Annotated in this window: 13 protein-coding genes; 8 read left to right on the top strand and 5 right to left on the bottom strand. The window is 69.4% G+C overall.

All coding sequences use genetic code 11. The features are described 5' to 3' along the window. Positions 1–56 precede the first annotated feature (56 nt). Genes MUN76_RS03285 through lnt form a run of 6 tightly spaced genes read left to right on the top strand, consistent with a single transcriptional unit; the run spans position 57 to position 7,741 of the window. Complete coding sequence (locus MUN76_RS03285) at positions 57–980, top strand: peptidylprolyl isomerase (protein ID WP_244687113.1); 924 nt, start codon at positions 57–59, stop codon at positions 978–980. A gap of 3 nt (positions 981–983) precedes the next feature. Continuing rightward, positions 984–2,009, top strand: coding sequence for a helix-turn-helix transcriptional regulator (locus MUN76_RS03280; protein ID WP_244687111.1), 1,026 nt, complete (start codon positions 984–986; stop codon positions 2,007–2,009). After that, positions 2,002–2,952, top strand: a complete 951-nt coding sequence (locus tag MUN76_RS03275; RefSeq protein WP_244687108.1) for a helix-turn-helix transcriptional regulator — start codon at positions 2,002–2,004, stop codon at positions 2,950–2,952. The genes MUN76_RS03280 and MUN76_RS03275 overlap by 8 nt, the downstream gene beginning before the upstream one ends. 39 nt (positions 2,953–2,991) lie before the next feature. Then, the gene (tatC, locus tag MUN76_RS03270; protein ID WP_244687106.1) at positions 2,992–3,810 is read left to right on the top strand and encodes a twin-arginine translocase subunit TatC; all 819 of its coding nucleotides are present in this window, start codon (positions 2,992–2,994) and stop codon (positions 3,808–3,810) included. Further along, complete coding sequence (locus MUN76_RS03265) at positions 3,807–6,086, top strand: DEAD/DEAH box helicase (RefSeq protein ID WP_244687104.1); 2,280 nt, start codon at positions 3,807–3,809, stop codon at positions 6,084–6,086. Before tatC ends, MUN76_RS03265 begins: the two co-directional genes overlap by 4 nt. Then, the gene (gene lnt, locus MUN76_RS03260; protein ID WP_244687102.1) at positions 6,083–7,741 is read left to right on the top strand and encodes an apolipoprotein N-acyltransferase; all 1,659 of its coding nucleotides are present in this window, start codon (positions 6,083–6,085) and stop codon (positions 7,739–7,741) included. The genes MUN76_RS03265 and lnt overlap by 4 nt, the downstream gene beginning before the upstream one ends. Here the strand turns inward: lnt and MUN76_RS03255 are convergent. Genes MUN76_RS03255 through MUN76_RS03240 form a run of 4 tightly spaced genes read right to left on the bottom strand, consistent with a single transcriptional unit; the run spans position 7,708 to position 11,813 of the window. Then, the gene (locus MUN76_RS03255) at positions 7,708–8,823 is read right to left on the bottom strand and encodes an extracellular solute-binding protein (protein ID WP_244687100.1); all 1,116 of its coding nucleotides are present in this window, start codon (positions 8,821–8,823) and stop codon (positions 7,708–7,710) included. The two genes, lnt and MUN76_RS03255, sit on opposite strands and share 34 nt — an antisense overlap. Continuing rightward, positions 8,816–9,652: an ABC transporter permease gene (locus MUN76_RS03250; protein ID WP_244687098.1), complete on the bottom strand. Its 837-nt coding sequence runs from the start codon at positions 9,650–9,652 to the stop codon at positions 8,816–8,818. The genes MUN76_RS03255 and MUN76_RS03250 overlap by 8 nt, the downstream gene beginning before the upstream one ends. Then, positions 9,649–10,623 (bottom strand): ABC transporter permease, encoded by a 975-nt coding sequence (locus MUN76_RS03245; protein WP_244687096.1) that lies wholly within the window; start codon positions 10,621–10,623, stop codon positions 9,649–9,651. Before MUN76_RS03245 ends, MUN76_RS03250 begins: the two co-directional genes overlap by 4 nt. Beyond that, a complete protein-coding gene (locus tag MUN76_RS03240; RefSeq protein ID WP_256451802.1) occupies positions 10,620–11,813 on the bottom strand; it encodes an ABC transporter ATP-binding protein in 1,194 nt (397 codons plus the stop codon). Before MUN76_RS03240 ends, MUN76_RS03245 begins: the two co-directional genes overlap by 4 nt. A gap of 159 nt (positions 11,814–11,972) precedes the next feature. Between MUN76_RS03240 and MUN76_RS03235 the strand changes: the two genes are divergently transcribed. Further along, complete coding sequence (locus MUN76_RS03235) at positions 11,973–12,638, top strand: TetR family transcriptional regulator (protein WP_244687094.1); 666 nt, start codon at positions 11,973–11,975, stop codon at positions 12,636–12,638. A 10-nt stretch (positions 12,639–12,648) separates the two neighbouring features. Here the strand turns inward: MUN76_RS03235 and MUN76_RS03230 are convergent, their stop codons facing one another. Then, positions 12,649–13,014, bottom strand: a complete 366-nt coding sequence (locus MUN76_RS03230; RefSeq protein ID WP_244687092.1) for an RNA polymerase-binding protein RbpA — start codon at positions 13,012–13,014, stop codon at positions 12,649–12,651. 188 nt (positions 13,015–13,202) lie between these two features. On the opposite strand from MUN76_RS03230, the gene MUN76_RS03225 reads away from it, so the two are divergent. After that, complete coding sequence (locus tag MUN76_RS03225; RefSeq protein ID WP_244687090.1) at positions 13,203–13,970, top strand: SDR family oxidoreductase; 768 nt, start codon at positions 13,203–13,205, stop codon at positions 13,968–13,970. Positions 13,971–14,163: the final 193 nt, after the last annotated feature.

Raw genomic sequence — 14,163 nt, 5'->3', positions numbered from 1 at the left:
CCAGACGGGATTCGATAGGATAGCCGGGTTCACACAGTCTTGCGCGAGAGGTGCATATGCTTCGTCGACTCATTCCCGCAACCGCGGTGGCCACACTGCTCCTCGCGGGCCTCACGGGCTGCGGTGCGCAGCAGAGCCAGGCGAGCGACTGCACCGCGCAGCTGTCGCCCGGCGCGCTGTCGAACAACGTCACCGTGCTCGGCGAGTTCGGCACCGTGCCCGAGGTGTCGGTGCCGGATCAGATGGAGATCTCGGAGACCCAGCGCACGATCGTCGCCGAAGCCGAGGATCGCTCGCGCGTCGCAGACGAGAACTCGCTCGTCTCGGTGAACATGGCGTTCTTCGACGCCGAGACCGGCGATGAGCTGTACGCGAGCCCCGTGTTCTCGGGGCAGGGCACGTCGCCCGAGTTCCTGATGGTCTCCGAGGAGATGTCGAACCCGCTCAGCGAGGGCGTGCGCTGCGCGGCAGCCGGCGACCGCGTGGTGCTGGCGCTCTCTCCCGACGACGGTGCGGAGATCTCGTCGCAGCTCGGCGGGACCGCGGGAGCGGCCGTCGTCGCCGTCGTCGACGTCGTCGCGACGAGCCCGCTGGCCGCGAGCGGCCCCGTGCAGGGCCTCCCGTCGGGGTACCCGGCAGTCGTGACGAACGAGGAGGGGCGGCCCGGCGTGGTCCTGCCGCCGCGCGCCGCACCCGAGGGCATCAGCTCCGCGACGCGCATCCTCGGCGACGGCGCCGAGGTGACCGCGGAGAACAACGTCGTGGGTCAGGTCCTCTCCGTGGGCTGGGGCGGCGAGCAGCGCACGAACACCTGGGAGTCGGGGCTCGTCGCTCTGGGCACCGAGGACCAGATGGCGCAGTCCGGCTACACGTTCCGCGGCGAGCTCACCGGCAAGACCGTCGGCTCGCAGGTGGTGGTCATCGACAACTCGACCGGGGATCCGCAGGTCGTGGTCGTCGACATTCTCGGAGCCAGCTGACGCGTGGCCACGGCCCCCGGGCGCTCCGCCGTACCGAGCGAGCAGCGCGTGTTCAGCCTGGTGCTCGCGCTGGTCGCGAGCCCCGAGGGCTCGACCAAGAGCGCGCTGCTCTCGTCGGTGCACGGCTACGCGGACCGCTACCGGGTCGGTGAGGCGAACGTCGCGCTGGATCGGCAGTTCGAGCGCGACAAGGAGCTGCTGCGGGCGCTCGGGATCCAGATCGAGACCCTCGATTCTCCTCTCGAGCCGGGCAACAACCAACTCACCCGCTATCGGGTCTCGAAGGAGCGCCTCCAGTTTCCGGAGGACCTGCGCTTCAGCGAGCGCGAACTCATGCTGCTCCGGCTGGCCGCACTCGCGTGGAGCGAGGGCAGTCTCAGCGCGGAGTCGCGTCGCGCGGCGATGAAACTCGAATCGCTGGGTGCGGGCCTCGACGTGCGCTATCTCGGGGTGGCGCCCCGGCTCGGAACGGCCGAGCCCGCGGCCGCACCGCTCCAGCGCGCCATCGACGCCCAGCAGGTCGTGATCTTCGACTACACCATGCCGGAGCGGGAGCGCGCACTCGCCCGCCGGGTCGCCCCTCTCCGCTTGCACCGGGTCGACGGCCGGTGGCACCTCATCGCCTGGGATCTCGAGCGCAACGCCGGACGGGTCTTCCTGCTCTCCCGGATATCGGGCGAGGTGCGGCTCGAGACCCAGACCGTCGAGCCATCGCTGCACGCGCACACGGACCGGCTGATCGGCGAACTGCTCGAGCGCCGCAACACGCTCCGGGCGACGGTGCAGGTGCGTCGCGGCTCCGTCGCCGAGGCACGACTCGCCCCGCGCGCCGTCGCCGAGGCGCCCCGCAGCGAGACCGACGGCACCGTAGAGTTGACCCTCAGCATGCTCGACCGCCACGTACTGGCGGCCGAGCTCGTCGGGTACGGGGCCGACGTGACGGTGTGCGAGCCGCCGGAGCTGCGGCGGCTCGTGATCGCCCGGCTGCGCGCGGTCGCGGCTGCGCACACGGAGGTCGCTGATGCATAAGGCCGTGCTCGGACCGGATCGGGTCCTGCTGCTGCTCTCGCTCGTGCCGTATCTGCGGGAGCACGGACCGACGTCGGTGTCCGAGCTGGCCGAGGCCTTCGAGGTCTCGCCGAACCTCCTCCGCACCCTCGTGCGCTTTCTCGGCACCGCGGGGGTGCCCGGCGAGACCCTCACCTACCAGGACGAGGACCTGTTCGACATCGACTGGGACGCACTGGAGCGCGACGATGTCGTGAGTCTCACCCGCACCGTCGCGGTCGAGGACGCCCCGCGCTTCGCGCCGGCCGAGACCGCGGCGCTCATCGCCGGGCTCCACGCGCTCACCGCCGTGCTCCCGGAGGCCGACGCGCAGCTGGCGCGGGCCACGGCCGAGAAGCTCGGCGCGGCGCTCGGGGTGCCGGATCGCGGCGCCGCGCTCTCGGTCACCGCCGATCACGCCGATCCGCGGCTCCCGGTGCTCGTCTCCGCGATCGAGGAGGGGCGCGTGGTGGCGTTCGAGTACCGCGATGCCTCCGGCACGCGCACGTCGCGGACCGCGGACCCGATCTCGCTCGACCAGGAGGGCGGTACCTGGTACCTCCGCGCCCACTGCCACGACCGCGACGCGGCGCGCACCTTCCGGCTCGACCACCTCAGCGATCTGCGCGTGCTCGCGGCCCGGGCGTCGGAGCACACCCCCGAGGAACCGGGTGACGTGCGCACCTTCCAACTGATCGCGTCGCTCCCGTTGCGGAGCCTCGGGCGCATCGACGGCTTCGGCCCCGAGGTCCTCGACGAGGACGGGGCGGGGCGGGTGCGCGTGCAGATCGAGGCGTGGCACGAGCAGACGGCGATCCAGCTGGTCCAGCTCGCCCCCGGCGAGATCGTCATCGAGTCCCCGGAGCGCGCCCGCCGCGCGGTGACCGAGTGGGCGGCCCGCGGACTCGCCGGATATGACGCGTAGCTCCCGGGATCCGCAGAGAGCCTGAGATAAACTGTGGCAATGGCAACTCAGGCGCGGAAGCGGCGCAATTCCGACGGGCGCATGAGCCTCGGGGCGCACCTCGTCGAACTGCGGAAGCGCCTGTTCATCGCCGCCGCCGCCATCGTCGTCGCGCTCGTCGCGGGCTGGTTCCTCTCGGGATTCGTCTGGGACGTGCTGCGCCAGCCGATCCTCGACCTGGAGGCCACCGGTCGCGAGACCACGATCGCCTACGGCGACGTCACGAGCGGCTTCGACACCAAGGTGCAGATCTCGCTCTTCATCGCGGTGCTGCTTGCGTCTCCGGTGTGGCTGTACCAGATCTGGGCGTTCCTGGCGCCGGGGCTGACCCGACGCGAGAAGCTCTACGGGGTCGCCTTCCTCGGCGCCGCGGTGCCGCTCTTCCTCGGCGGGGCGTACGCGGGCTGGAGCGTGCTGCCGAACATCGTCCGCCTGATGGCGAGCTTCCAACCGGCGGAGGACGCGTTTTTCCTCACCGCGCGCAGCTATCTGGACTTCTCGATCAAGATGCTGCTCGCCGTGGGCGTCGGGTTCGTGATGCCGGTGCTGCTCGTCATGCTGAACTTCATCGGGGTGCTCCGGGGCACGTCGATCTTGAAGAGCTGGCGCATGGCGATCCTCATCATCATCCTGTTCGCCGGCATCGCGACTCCGGCCGCGGATCTCATGAGCATGTTCCTGCTGGCCGCCCCCATCGTGGTCCTGTACTTCGGCGCGGCGGGGATCGCGATCTGGCACGATCGCCGAGTCGATAAACGTCGTGCAGCGGAGGTCGCCGAATACGACCTCGCCGCCTCTGACAGCGAGGATCCCGCGTGACCACTGCTCCGTATCCCGCCCTCGACCACTTCTCGAGTCGGCTCGGGTACCGGCTCGACGGGTTCCAGATCACCGCGTGCGAAAAGCTGGAGGAGGGCCGGAGCGTGCTCGTGGCCGCGCCCACCGGCTCCGGCAAGACCACCGTGGCGGAGTTCGCCGTCTACCTGGCGCGACGCGAGCGCGACGCGCGCATCTTTTACACCGCCCCCATCAAGGCGCTCTCGAACCAGAAGTTCCACGAGCTGTGCGCGGAGTACGGCGAGGACGAGGTCGGCCTCCTCACCGGGGACGTGAACATCCGCGGGGACGCCCCGATCGTCGTCATGACGACGGAGGTGCTCCGCAACATGATCTACGCCGAGTCCGCGGCGCTCCACGACCTCGCGTTTGTGGTGCTCGACGAGGTGCACTACCTCGGCGATCGCTTCCGGGGGGCCGTCTGGGAGGAGATCATCCTCCACCTGCCGCGGCAGGTGCGGCTCGTGGCGCTCTCGGCGACCGTGTCGAACGCTGAGGAGTTCGGCGACTGGATGCACGCCGTCCGCGGAGACACCGACGTGATCCTGTCCGAGCACCGGCCGGTTCCGCTCTACCAGCACGTGCTGACCTCGAAGGATCTGCTGCCGCTCTACGTCGGTCGCGATGGCGAACTGGTGGATCGCGGGCGTCTGAATCCGGAGCTCCGCATGCTCGAGGGCGGGGGCGGCTCGGGTGGCCGCTCGGGCGGGCACGGTCGCGGCGGTCGCGGAGGCCGGGGCGATCGCAGTCGCGGGCGGGCACCGGTGCGGCGCAGCCGTCGGGTCTCGCGGGCCGACATCGCCCGCGCGCTCGACGAGACCGAGCTGCTGCCGGCCATCGTCTTCGTCTTCAGCCGCAACGGGTGCGACCAGGCGGTCCGCCAGTGCCTGTACGACGGCATCCGGCTGACCACCCGCGAGGAGCGCGACGAGATCCGGCGCGTCGCGCACGCGGAGATCGACGGCATGACCGACGAGGAGCGCCGGGTACTCGGAGTGAGCGAGTGGCTCGCGGGGCTCGAGCGCGGGATCGCGGCGCACCACGCCGGTCTGCTGCCGGCGTTCAAGTCGGTCGTCGAGCGGCTCTTCCAACGGCGGCTCGTGAAGCTCGTCTACGCGACGGAGACCCTGGCGCTCGGCATCAACATGCCGGCGCGTGCGGTCGCCATCGAGCGCCTGGACAAGTTCAACGGCGAGCAGCGCGTTCCGCTCACCTCGGGGGAGTACACGCAGCTGACCGGTCGCGCCGGTCGGCGCGGGATCGACACCGAGGGCCACGCCGTGGTGGTGTGGAGCGACGGGGTCGATCTCGAGTCGCTCGCGCACCTCGCCGGGGCGCGTTCGTTCCCCGTCCGCTCGAGCTTCCGTCCGACCGCCAACATGGCGGTGAACCTCCTGCAGCGCATGGACGTGGATCGCGCGCGCGACACGCTCGAGCTCTCGTTCGCGCAGTTCCAGGCGGATCGCGAGGTCGTCGACCACGCGCGCGCGCTGCGTGCCGAGCAGGAGTCGCTCGCGGGCTACGACGCCGCTGCGGCGCGGGCGCAGGGGTCGGATCGCAAGCGCTGGGAGGATCGAGCGCGCAAGCTCCGCCGAAAGGTCGAGCGGGGGCGGCGGCAGATCGCCTCGCGCACCGGAACGATCGCGCGGACCTTCGATCGGGTGGTGGAGCAGCTGCGATCGCTCGGGTATCTCGAGATGCAGTCCGGGCAGCTCGTCGTGACCGCCTGGGGCGAGCTGCTGCGGCGGATCTACGGCGAGCGGGATCTGCTCGTGGCGGAGTGCCTCCGCCACGACACGCTGCGCGGACTCGACGCGGCCGGTCTCGCGGCGATGTGCTGCGCGCTCAGCTATGAGCCGCGCCGCGACGACGACGGGGACCCGCGGCTGCCCGGGGGACCCGGGTTTGCCCGGGCGTACGACCGGATGCTCGACATCTGGGTGCAGCTGGACGATCTCGCCGAGCAGCATCGCCTGCCGCGGAGCGAGATGCCCCACGCGGGTCTCGCGCGCACGATGCACGACTGGGCGAGCGGCCAGTCCATCGAGCGGGTGCTGGAGCGGGCCGGGATCGGCGCCGGTGACTTCGTGCGGTGGTCGAAGCAGACCATCGATCTCCTGGATCAGATCAGCCAGGCCTGCGAGGCGGCCGTGCGCGCCGAGATCGACGAGGATCGCCTGGGCGACCTCGCGCAGCTCGCCCGCCAGGCGAAGCGCAGTGTGCGTCGCGGCATCGTCGAAGCGTCGAGCTCGAGTTGATCCGCACCGAACCCGCGCGTCTCCGGCTGTGGATCGCTCTGCTGCTGGCGCTGGCCGGCGGTCTGCTGCTCGACGCCGCCGCACCCAGCCTCGGCTGGTGGTGGGCGGCCTTCCCGGGCACCGCGGCGATCGTCGCCGCGCTGTGGCACCAGCGCGCCGGGGTCGGCGCACTCGTCGGCCTGGTAGCCGGCGCGGCCTTCTGGATGCCGCACATCTCGTGGCTCACGCTGTACCTCGGTCCGGTGCCCTGGCTCGCGCTGTGCGTCGTGATGACGGCGTGGTTCGTGCTCTTCGGCCTGCTCGGGGCGGTCGCGACGCGTGGACTCGCGCGGTGGACACGGGGGAGTCGCCGGTGGCTGCCGGGGGTCGTCGCACAGGCGCTCACAGTCGCGGGGCTCTGGGTGCTCCGCGAGCAGGTGCAGGGCTCCTGGCCGTACGGCGGCTTCGCTTGGGGTCGTCTGGCGCACACCCAGGCCGATGGTCCGCTGCTGCAGTCCGTCTCCTGGCTCGGCTTCGCCGGGCTGTCCGGGGTGCTCGCGTTCGCGTGCGCCCTCCCGATCGCGATCTGGTTCGCACTGCGGTCCGCGGGCCGAGCATCGGAGCGGCGTGACGGCCGAGTGCGGCGCCCGCTGCTGGGCGGGATCGGGGTCGCGCTGGTGGTGCTCCTGGCGCTCGGGGTGATCCCGGCGGCGCCGCTCGACAGCCACGGTACGCTGCGGGTGGCCGGGGTGCAGGGCAATTCGAAGTCCGCGATCTTCGACGACCGCGAGTCGGGGGCGGTGCTCCAGGATCACCTCGACGCGACGGCCGCGCTGCTGGACGAGCTCGAGGCCTCGGACGAGCGGGTCGACGTCATCGTGTGGCCCGAGAACAGCGCCGAGTTCGACCTGCCCGGCAACAGCTTCGGAACGTATCAGGTGCGGCAGCTCGCCGAGCGCGCGGGGGCGCCGATCCTCGTGGGCTCCATTCTGGCGAACGACGACGGCACCTACTCGAACAGCTCGCTCGTCTTCGGAGCGGACGGCCCGCAGAACGTGCGGTACGACAAGGCCTTCCCGGTGCCCTTCGCCGAGTACATGCCGAATCGGGACTTCTTCCACGCCCTCGCGCCGGATCTCGTCGACCTCGTGCAGCTCGAGTACGCGGCGGGTACCCGCTCTCCCGTGGTGCCGATCGACACCGACGCGGGCGTGATCCGCGCCGGACTTGCGATCTGCTTCGACATCATCTTCGACCACCAGGCGGCGGCGATGGTCGCCGACGACGCCGAGGTGATCTTCGCCCAGACGAACAACGCGGACTTCGGGCGGACCGACGAGAGCGCCCAGCAGCTCGCGATCGCCCGTCTGCGCGCCGTCGAAACGGGGCGCGCCCTCGTCAACATCTCCACGGTCGGTACGAGCGCCATCGTGGCCCCCGACGGCCGTGACCTCGACCGGCTGGTTCCGTTCACCGCGGATGCCCTGGTCGCTGAGGTGCCGCTCGTCGGGGGCGCCACTCCCGCGCTCCGCTTCGGCGCCGTGATCGCCACGCTCTGGGGCATCGTCGGAGCCCTCGGAACGGCGATGGGCGCCGCAGCCTCGCTGCGACGCCCATCGTCCAGGCCAACGGATCCGGAGGCTCAGCCCTTGAAGGTCTCGAAGATCTTCGTGTAGTTGGTCAGCTCCTCATTGTTGCAGGGGGCGACCGGCTTCGCGAGGTCGTAGCCGTCGGGGATCACGATCGCCTCACTCTCCGCGAGCTCCGGGCTCATCAGCTCGTCCGTGCCCGCGACGCCGGAGGCGTAGGCCTGGAAGTTCACCGCGACCGCCATGTTCTCGGGATCGAGCATCCAGTTCAGGAAGGTCTTGGCCTGGTCCACATTCTCCGCGCCCGCGGGGATCGTGAAGTTGTCCTGCCAGAGCGCGATGCCCTCCTCGGGGTACACGTAGGTGAGCGAGGGGCGATCCTGCATGGCACGGTGCGCGGCGCCGTTCCAGATCATGGCCATCGTCTGCTCGCCGTTGGCGAGGCGCTCCAGGATACCGTCGCTATTGATGGTGCCGACGCGACCCTTGAAGCCGGTGAGCAGGTCCTGCGCGCCCTGCAGCTCCGCACCGTCGGTCGTGCAGAACTCGCCGCCCGTCGCGCGGAGCGCCGAGTTCACCACCTCGACCTGGTCGTTCATGATGCCGACGCCACCCGCGGACTCCGGCGGATTGAAGTAGTCCTTCCAGGATGTGAGCTCCTCGGTGATCACGTCGGTGTCGTAGGCGAAGGACGTGGTGCCGTAGAGGTACGGGGTGGAGTATTTCCGCCCCTCGTCGAAGTAGACGTCGAGGAACTCCGGCTTGATATTCCCGCCGTTCGGCAGGCTCGTCGCGTCGAACTCGAGGAGGAGTCCGTCGTTCGCGAGGATCTGGACCATGTAGTCGCTCGGCACCACGACGTCGTAGCCGGCACCATCGGAGGCGCGGAGCTTCGCCTCGAGGCTCTCGTTGCTGTCGTAGAAGTCGACGTTCAGGGTGATGCCCGTGTCCTCCTTGAACTTCTTGACGAGCTCGTCCGGGTAGTAGTCGCTCCAGGTGTAGAGGTTGACCTCGCCGCTCGTGGCCTCGACGTACTCGGTCGAGGCGGCCGCGTCGCCGCCTCCGCCGCCGTCGCTCACGCCGCCTCCGCACGAGGTCAGGGCCAGGGCGCCGACGGCGCCGATGGCGAGCGCCGCCGCGAGGCGGGGCCGCCGCAGTGAATTACGCATGTTTGGTACTCCTTCGTTGGGATTGCAGGAACGTGATGGTGGTGACGACGATCGCGAGCACGAGGAGCAGCGTCGCGACGACGTTGACGGCTGGGCTCGCGCCGCGCCGGATCAGGCTGAACAGGAACACCGGGAGCGGGGTCGCCCCCGACGCCGACAGGAAGTTCGAGATGATGAAGTCGTCGAGTGAGATGACGAACGCCAGGATCGCGCCGGAGATGATGCCCGGCACGAGGAGCGGCAGGGTGACCCGTCGGAACATCTGCCAGTTGCTGGCCCCGAGGTCGGTCGCCGCCTCGAAGTAGGAGCTGCCGAGGCCTTTCAGCCGGGCCCGGATCGGCATCAGCGCGAACGGGATGCAGAAGGACGCGTGCGCGAGCATCAGCGCCGTCATGCCCGGCGGGAGTCCGATGAGGCGGATGAACCCGAGTGTCGCGACGGCGAGCACGATCTCCGGGATCACGAGCGGTGCCGTCAGGATCGCCGTTGCGATCGCGCTGCCCTTCGCCCGCAGCCGTTCGACGGAGAGCGCGAAGAGGATCGAGAACACCGTCGCCACCACCGTCGCGACGATGGCGATCTGGAGCGACACCCACACCGACTTCATGAGGTTCGCGTTCTGCGCGACCTCGCCGAACCAGCGGAGGCTGAACCCCTTCCACACCAGCGCCGAGTCGCCGGCGTTGAAGGCGTAGATCGTGGTGATGATGATGGGGACGTAGAGGAAGATGAGGGCGACCACGGAGATCGCCCCGACCCCGGGGAAGTCGCGGAGTCGCAGCGCGCGCGGCGCGGTGCGGCGCGTCGTGGACGAGGTGCGGTCGGTCATAGCGAGATCTCCACCTTTCGACCCGACTTCCGGGAGTAGAACGCGATCGCCATCAGTGCGATGAGCAGCATGACCAGGATGATCACGGAGAGCGCGGCGCCGAACGGCCAGTTGCGTGCGTCACCGAACTGCGAGGCGATGAGGTTGCCGATGAGCAGCACCTTGCCGCCGCCGAGCAGCACCGGCTGCACGTAGGAGCCGAACGCCGGCATGAAGACGAGCAGCACGCCGGAGATGATGCCCGGGGTGGCGATCGGCAGGATGATGCGCCGGATCACCGTGCGCTTGCGGGCGCCCAGATCATAGGCCGCCTCAGCGAGACGGAAGTCGAAGCCGGCGAGCGACGCGTAGATCGGCAGCACCATGAACGGCAGGAAGGTGTAGATGAGTCCGAGCTGCGAGGCGAAGGGGGTGTAGAGCAGCTCCGCCTTGCCGAACCCGAGCGCCTCGGACGCGTTGTTCACGATCCCGTTGTCGTTCAGGATCAGCATCCACGCGTAGGTGCGCACGAGGAGGTTCGTCCAGAACGGGATCGTCACGATGAGTACGAGGAAGTTCTGCAGCTTCGCCGACCGTGTCGCCATCCAGAGCGCGAGCGGGAACGACAGGAGCAGGCACACCGCGGTGGTCACGAAGGCCTGCCAGAGCGAGTCCCCGAAGACCGAGAGGTAGCGGGGGTCGAACGTCGTGTTGCCGACGAAGTCGCTCTGGAAGAGGAACCCGATATAGGGCTCGAGGGTGAACTCGTACACGACCCCGCCACCCTGGGGTGGACGGGAGAGGAACGAGAAGATGATGATGATGATCAGCGGGCCGACCGTGAACAGGAGGCCGATGATGATCGCGGGGGTGCTCGCGAGCCAGCCGAGCTGCCCGGGACGCCGGGGTGTGCGCGTGCGCCGGGCCCGCGCGGGTGCCGGATCCTGGTTCGGTGCCGGATCAGCGGGGCGCTCCGTCGTCTGCAGCGTCATGGCGCGACCCGATCGGGTGCGGGCGCGGAGGCGGACGTGGACTCCGGCACGAGCGGACGCAGCGCCGCGGTCTCGGCGAAGAGCGAGACTTCTGCTTCCGGGTGCAACCCGTCGTGGAACGGCGGCGGCACCCGGACGCTGACCTCGGTGCCGTCCTCGAGCACCACGGTGCAGCGGAGATCCGTGCCCATGTAGACGAGCTTCGAGATCGTACCGCTCGCGAACCGCTCGGGCCCCGCGGTCAGACTGATCCGTTCGGGCCGGACCGCGACCGTCACGGTGCCGTCGGGTGTCGGAACCGTCTTCGGCAGCACGACGGGGTCGCCTCCCGGCAGCTCGACGCGCAGCCGCTCCTCGCCCTCCGCCTCCGCGGGCAGGCGCGTCGCGGGGGTGCGCAAGAAGTTGGTCTCGCCGATGAAGTCGGCGACGAAGCGGCTCACCGGCTTCTCGTAGATCTCCTCGGGGGTGCCGATCTGCTCCGGGCGCCCCTGGTTGAAGACCGCGATCCGGTCGCCCATGCTGAGCGCCTCCTCCTGATCGTGCGTCACGAACACGAAGGTGATCCCGGTGGTGCGCTGCAGGCGCTTCAGCTCACTCTGCATGCCGCGGCGGAGCTTCAGGTCGAGGGCCGCGAGCGGTTCGTCGAGCAGCAGGACCTCGGGCTGCTTTGCGAGCGCCCGCGCGAGCGCCACGCGCTGCTGCTGTCCGCCCGAGAGCTGCTCGGGTTTGCGGTTCGCCATCTCCGAGAGCTGCACGAGATCGAGCATCTCCTGCACACGGGTCTGGATCTCGGTCTTCGGCCGGCGCTCCATCTGGAGTCCGAACGCGATGTTCTCCGCGACGGTGAGGTGCGGGAAAAGCGCGTACGACTGGAAGACCGTGTTGACCGGACGATCGTGCGGCGCCAGGGTGTCGATGCGTCGGCTGCCGAGCAGGATCTCGCCGTCGTCCAGGGTCTCGAGCCCCGCGATGCTGCGCAGGAGCGTCGTCTTGCCGCAGCCCGACGGTCCCAGCATGACGAAGAACTCGCCCTGCTGGATCGTGAACGAGACATCGTCGATCGCGTTGAGGGCGACCTTCTCGGGTGTGACGAAGGTCTTGCGTGCGTGGGAGATCGTGAGCTCCCGCGAGGGCGAGTCCTCGGGTGCGATGCGGTCGAACCCGCTGATCGTCGGAATGGGCGTGGTCATCAAGACCCCCTCTTCTCTCGAGTGCTGCTTGCCACGGTGCAAGCTCTCGTGTTTGATCAAGCTAATGGCATTAGATTTACCGCGCAAGGGCAGACTGCAGCTTTTACCAAGCTGAAACAATCCGCACACAGACTGGGTGCGAGCACGAGGAGGTGCGAGGTGGGGACAGCGGGTGCTGAGGGCTCCGGGCGTCGACGTCCGGGCCGACCGACGCGCCCACCGCTCACCGAGGACGCCATCGCGCGGGCTGCGCTGCAGCTCATCGACGAGTCGGGCTGGGCCGCCTGCACCATGTCCCGGCTCGCCCACCGGCTCGGCGTGCGGGCGCCGTCGCTCTACCACCACGTCAGCGGGCAGCAGGAGATCGTCGACCTGGTCCGCAGCCTCGTGGTGAGCGAGATCCACGATCCGACCCTCGTCGGCCGGCCCTGGCCGGAGGCGATGTACGACTTCGGCGTCGCGTACTACCGCGCGTTCACGAACCACCCCAACGTGATTCAGGTGCTCAGCACGACCCCGGTTCGCGACGCACCCACGCTGCAGATGTATGAGACCTTCCTGCAGACGCTCCACGCCGGCGGCTGGGAGGGTGCGCGGGCCTTCGAGGCGCTGCTCGGGATCGAGCACCTGGCGCTCGGGTTCGCCTTCGAGTGGAACGCCGAGGACCTCATGCTCGAGTCCGCCCACGCGGCCGGACTCGGCGCACCGCTCCTGGCGGAGGTCACCCGCGGGCGCACGAACCAGTCGGACATCGCCGAGGCAAGCTACCTGAGTCTGCTGCGGCGCTACATCGAGATGTTCCGCGTGGAGCTCAGCGCGGAGTGAGGGGCGGGAACTACGCGCCGTCCTGACCGCCCCGGCGCGCGCGGAGCAGTTGCAGGCGCTCCTCGAGCAGCTCCTCGAGCTCCTCGCGACTGCGCCGTTCGATCAGCATGTCCCACGGCGTGCGCTGCGAGGCCTCTTTCTCCTCGAACTCGGTCCGGGCCGTGCGGCCGGCCTCGTCATCCAGGAACCCCACTTCACCGCTCTTCTGATCGACCCACTCGACGGGCGGCTCCGCGTCCGCGTCGAACATGATCGTGAAGCGGTTGCCACGATCCGTGAGGTACTCGATCGGGCGTCGGGGGGAGAGCTCGACGCCCTTCTCGCCCTGCAGACTGGTCGCGCCGATGCGCGTTCCTCGAAGCGTTCGATCGGCCATGTGGACCTCCTCGCCTGTGTTACCCACAGTCCTGTGTTTCCCACAGCTGGATGTTGCCGTTTCCGGAGCATCCTCGCTCGTAGTCTGAAGCGTACTCTCTCGGCCTGGCATCCCGAAACCCCATGCCAGGGAACACTCGGGTGGTCTACTACTCTGGAAGCAGTGCACGTCAACGATTAGGAGCATTTGTGGGTCAGACACTTGAAGCGGGCAGCCTCACGGGCCGACGCGCCCTCGTCACCGGCTCGTCCCGGGGCATCGGCGCCGATACGGTCCGGCTGTTCGCGGAGGCCGGAGCGGACGTCGTCGTGAACTTCCGGAACAAGGCTCCGCGCGCGGAGAAGCTCGCGTCTCAGTTGCGCGAGCTCGGCGTGCAGGCTCTCGTGCAGGGCGCGGATCTCACGGACCCTGCCTCTCTCGAAGCCATGATGGCCGAGGTGCAGCGCGAATTCGGGGGCCTCGACATCCTCGTGCTCAACGCATCGGGCGGCATGGAGAGCGGCATGGGGGAGGACTACGCGCTGACACTGAACCGCGATGCCCAGCTCGCGGTGCTCGACGCCGCGCTGCCGCTGCTCGCCGAGGGCGCACGCGTCGTCTTCGTGACGAGCCACCAGGCCCACTTCATCCGGACGACCCCCACCATGCCGGAGTACGAGCCGGTCGCGCTGTCGAAGCGCGCCGGTGAGGACGCGCTCCGCGCCCGGATCCCGGAGCTCGCCGAGCGCGGGATCGAGTTCGTCGTCGTCTCCGGAGACATGATCGAGGGCACCGTGACCGCGACGCTTCTCGAGCGCGCCAACCCGGGTGCCATCGCCGAGCGGCGCGAGTCGGCGGGACGCCTCTACAACGTCTCCGAGTTCGCAGCCGAGGTGGCGCTCGCGGCTGTCGAGCCGGTGCCCGCCGACCACACCCGTCTGATCGGAGACACGTCGAGCTTCGGCGCCGAAGTCTGACCACACCTTCGAGCACTCGACCCGGGCCCCGCGACGCACGTCGTGAGACCCGGGTCGAGTGCTGTGCGGGCAGGGGTGCGTGTTCGATATCTGAACAGCGTTTTGGGGTCGTTTCTAACTATCGGACGGGTCGATTTCGGGCCACGCCGAGGGTGCGATTTCTCGTCTGCGACGCGGATGTTTCGAGTGTGTT

Origin of the sequence: Leucobacter rhizosphaerae (assembly GCF_022919175.1) — a bacterium.
Lineage (GTDB): Bacteria > Actinomycetota > Actinomycetes > Actinomycetales > Microbacteriaceae > Leucobacter > Leucobacter rhizosphaerae.
This window is presented reverse-complemented; position numbering and strand designations above follow the sequence as displayed.

Coding starts and splice junctions, on each gene's coding strand:
- MUN76_RS03285 (WP_244687113.1), top strand. CDS start 57: ATGCTTCGTCGACTCATTCCCGCAACCGCGGTGGCCACACTGCTCCTC.
- MUN76_RS03275 (WP_244687108.1), top strand. CDS start 2,002: ATGCATAAGGCCGTGCTCGGACCGGATCGGGTCCTGCTGCTGCTCTCG.
- tatC (WP_244687106.1), top strand. CDS start 2,992: ATGGCAACTCAGGCGCGGAAGCGGCGCAATTCCGACGGGCGCATGAGC.
- MUN76_RS03255 (WP_244687100.1), bottom strand. CDS start 8,823: ATGCGTAATTCACTGCGGCGGCCCCGCCTCGCGGCGGCGCTCGCCATC.
- MUN76_RS03250 (WP_244687098.1), bottom strand. CDS start 9,652: ATGACCGACCGCACCTCGTCCACGACGCGCCGCACCGCGCCGCGCGCG.
- MUN76_RS03245 (WP_244687096.1), bottom strand. CDS start 10,623: ATGACGCTGCAGACGACGGAGCGCCCCGCTGATCCGGCACCGAACCAG.
- MUN76_RS03240 (WP_256451802.1), bottom strand. CDS start 11,813: ATGACCACGCCCATTCCGACGATCAGCGGGTTCGACCGCATCGCACCC.
- MUN76_RS03230 (WP_244687092.1), bottom strand. CDS start 13,014: ATGGCCGATCGAACGCTTCGAGGAACGCGCATCGGCGCGACCAGTCTG.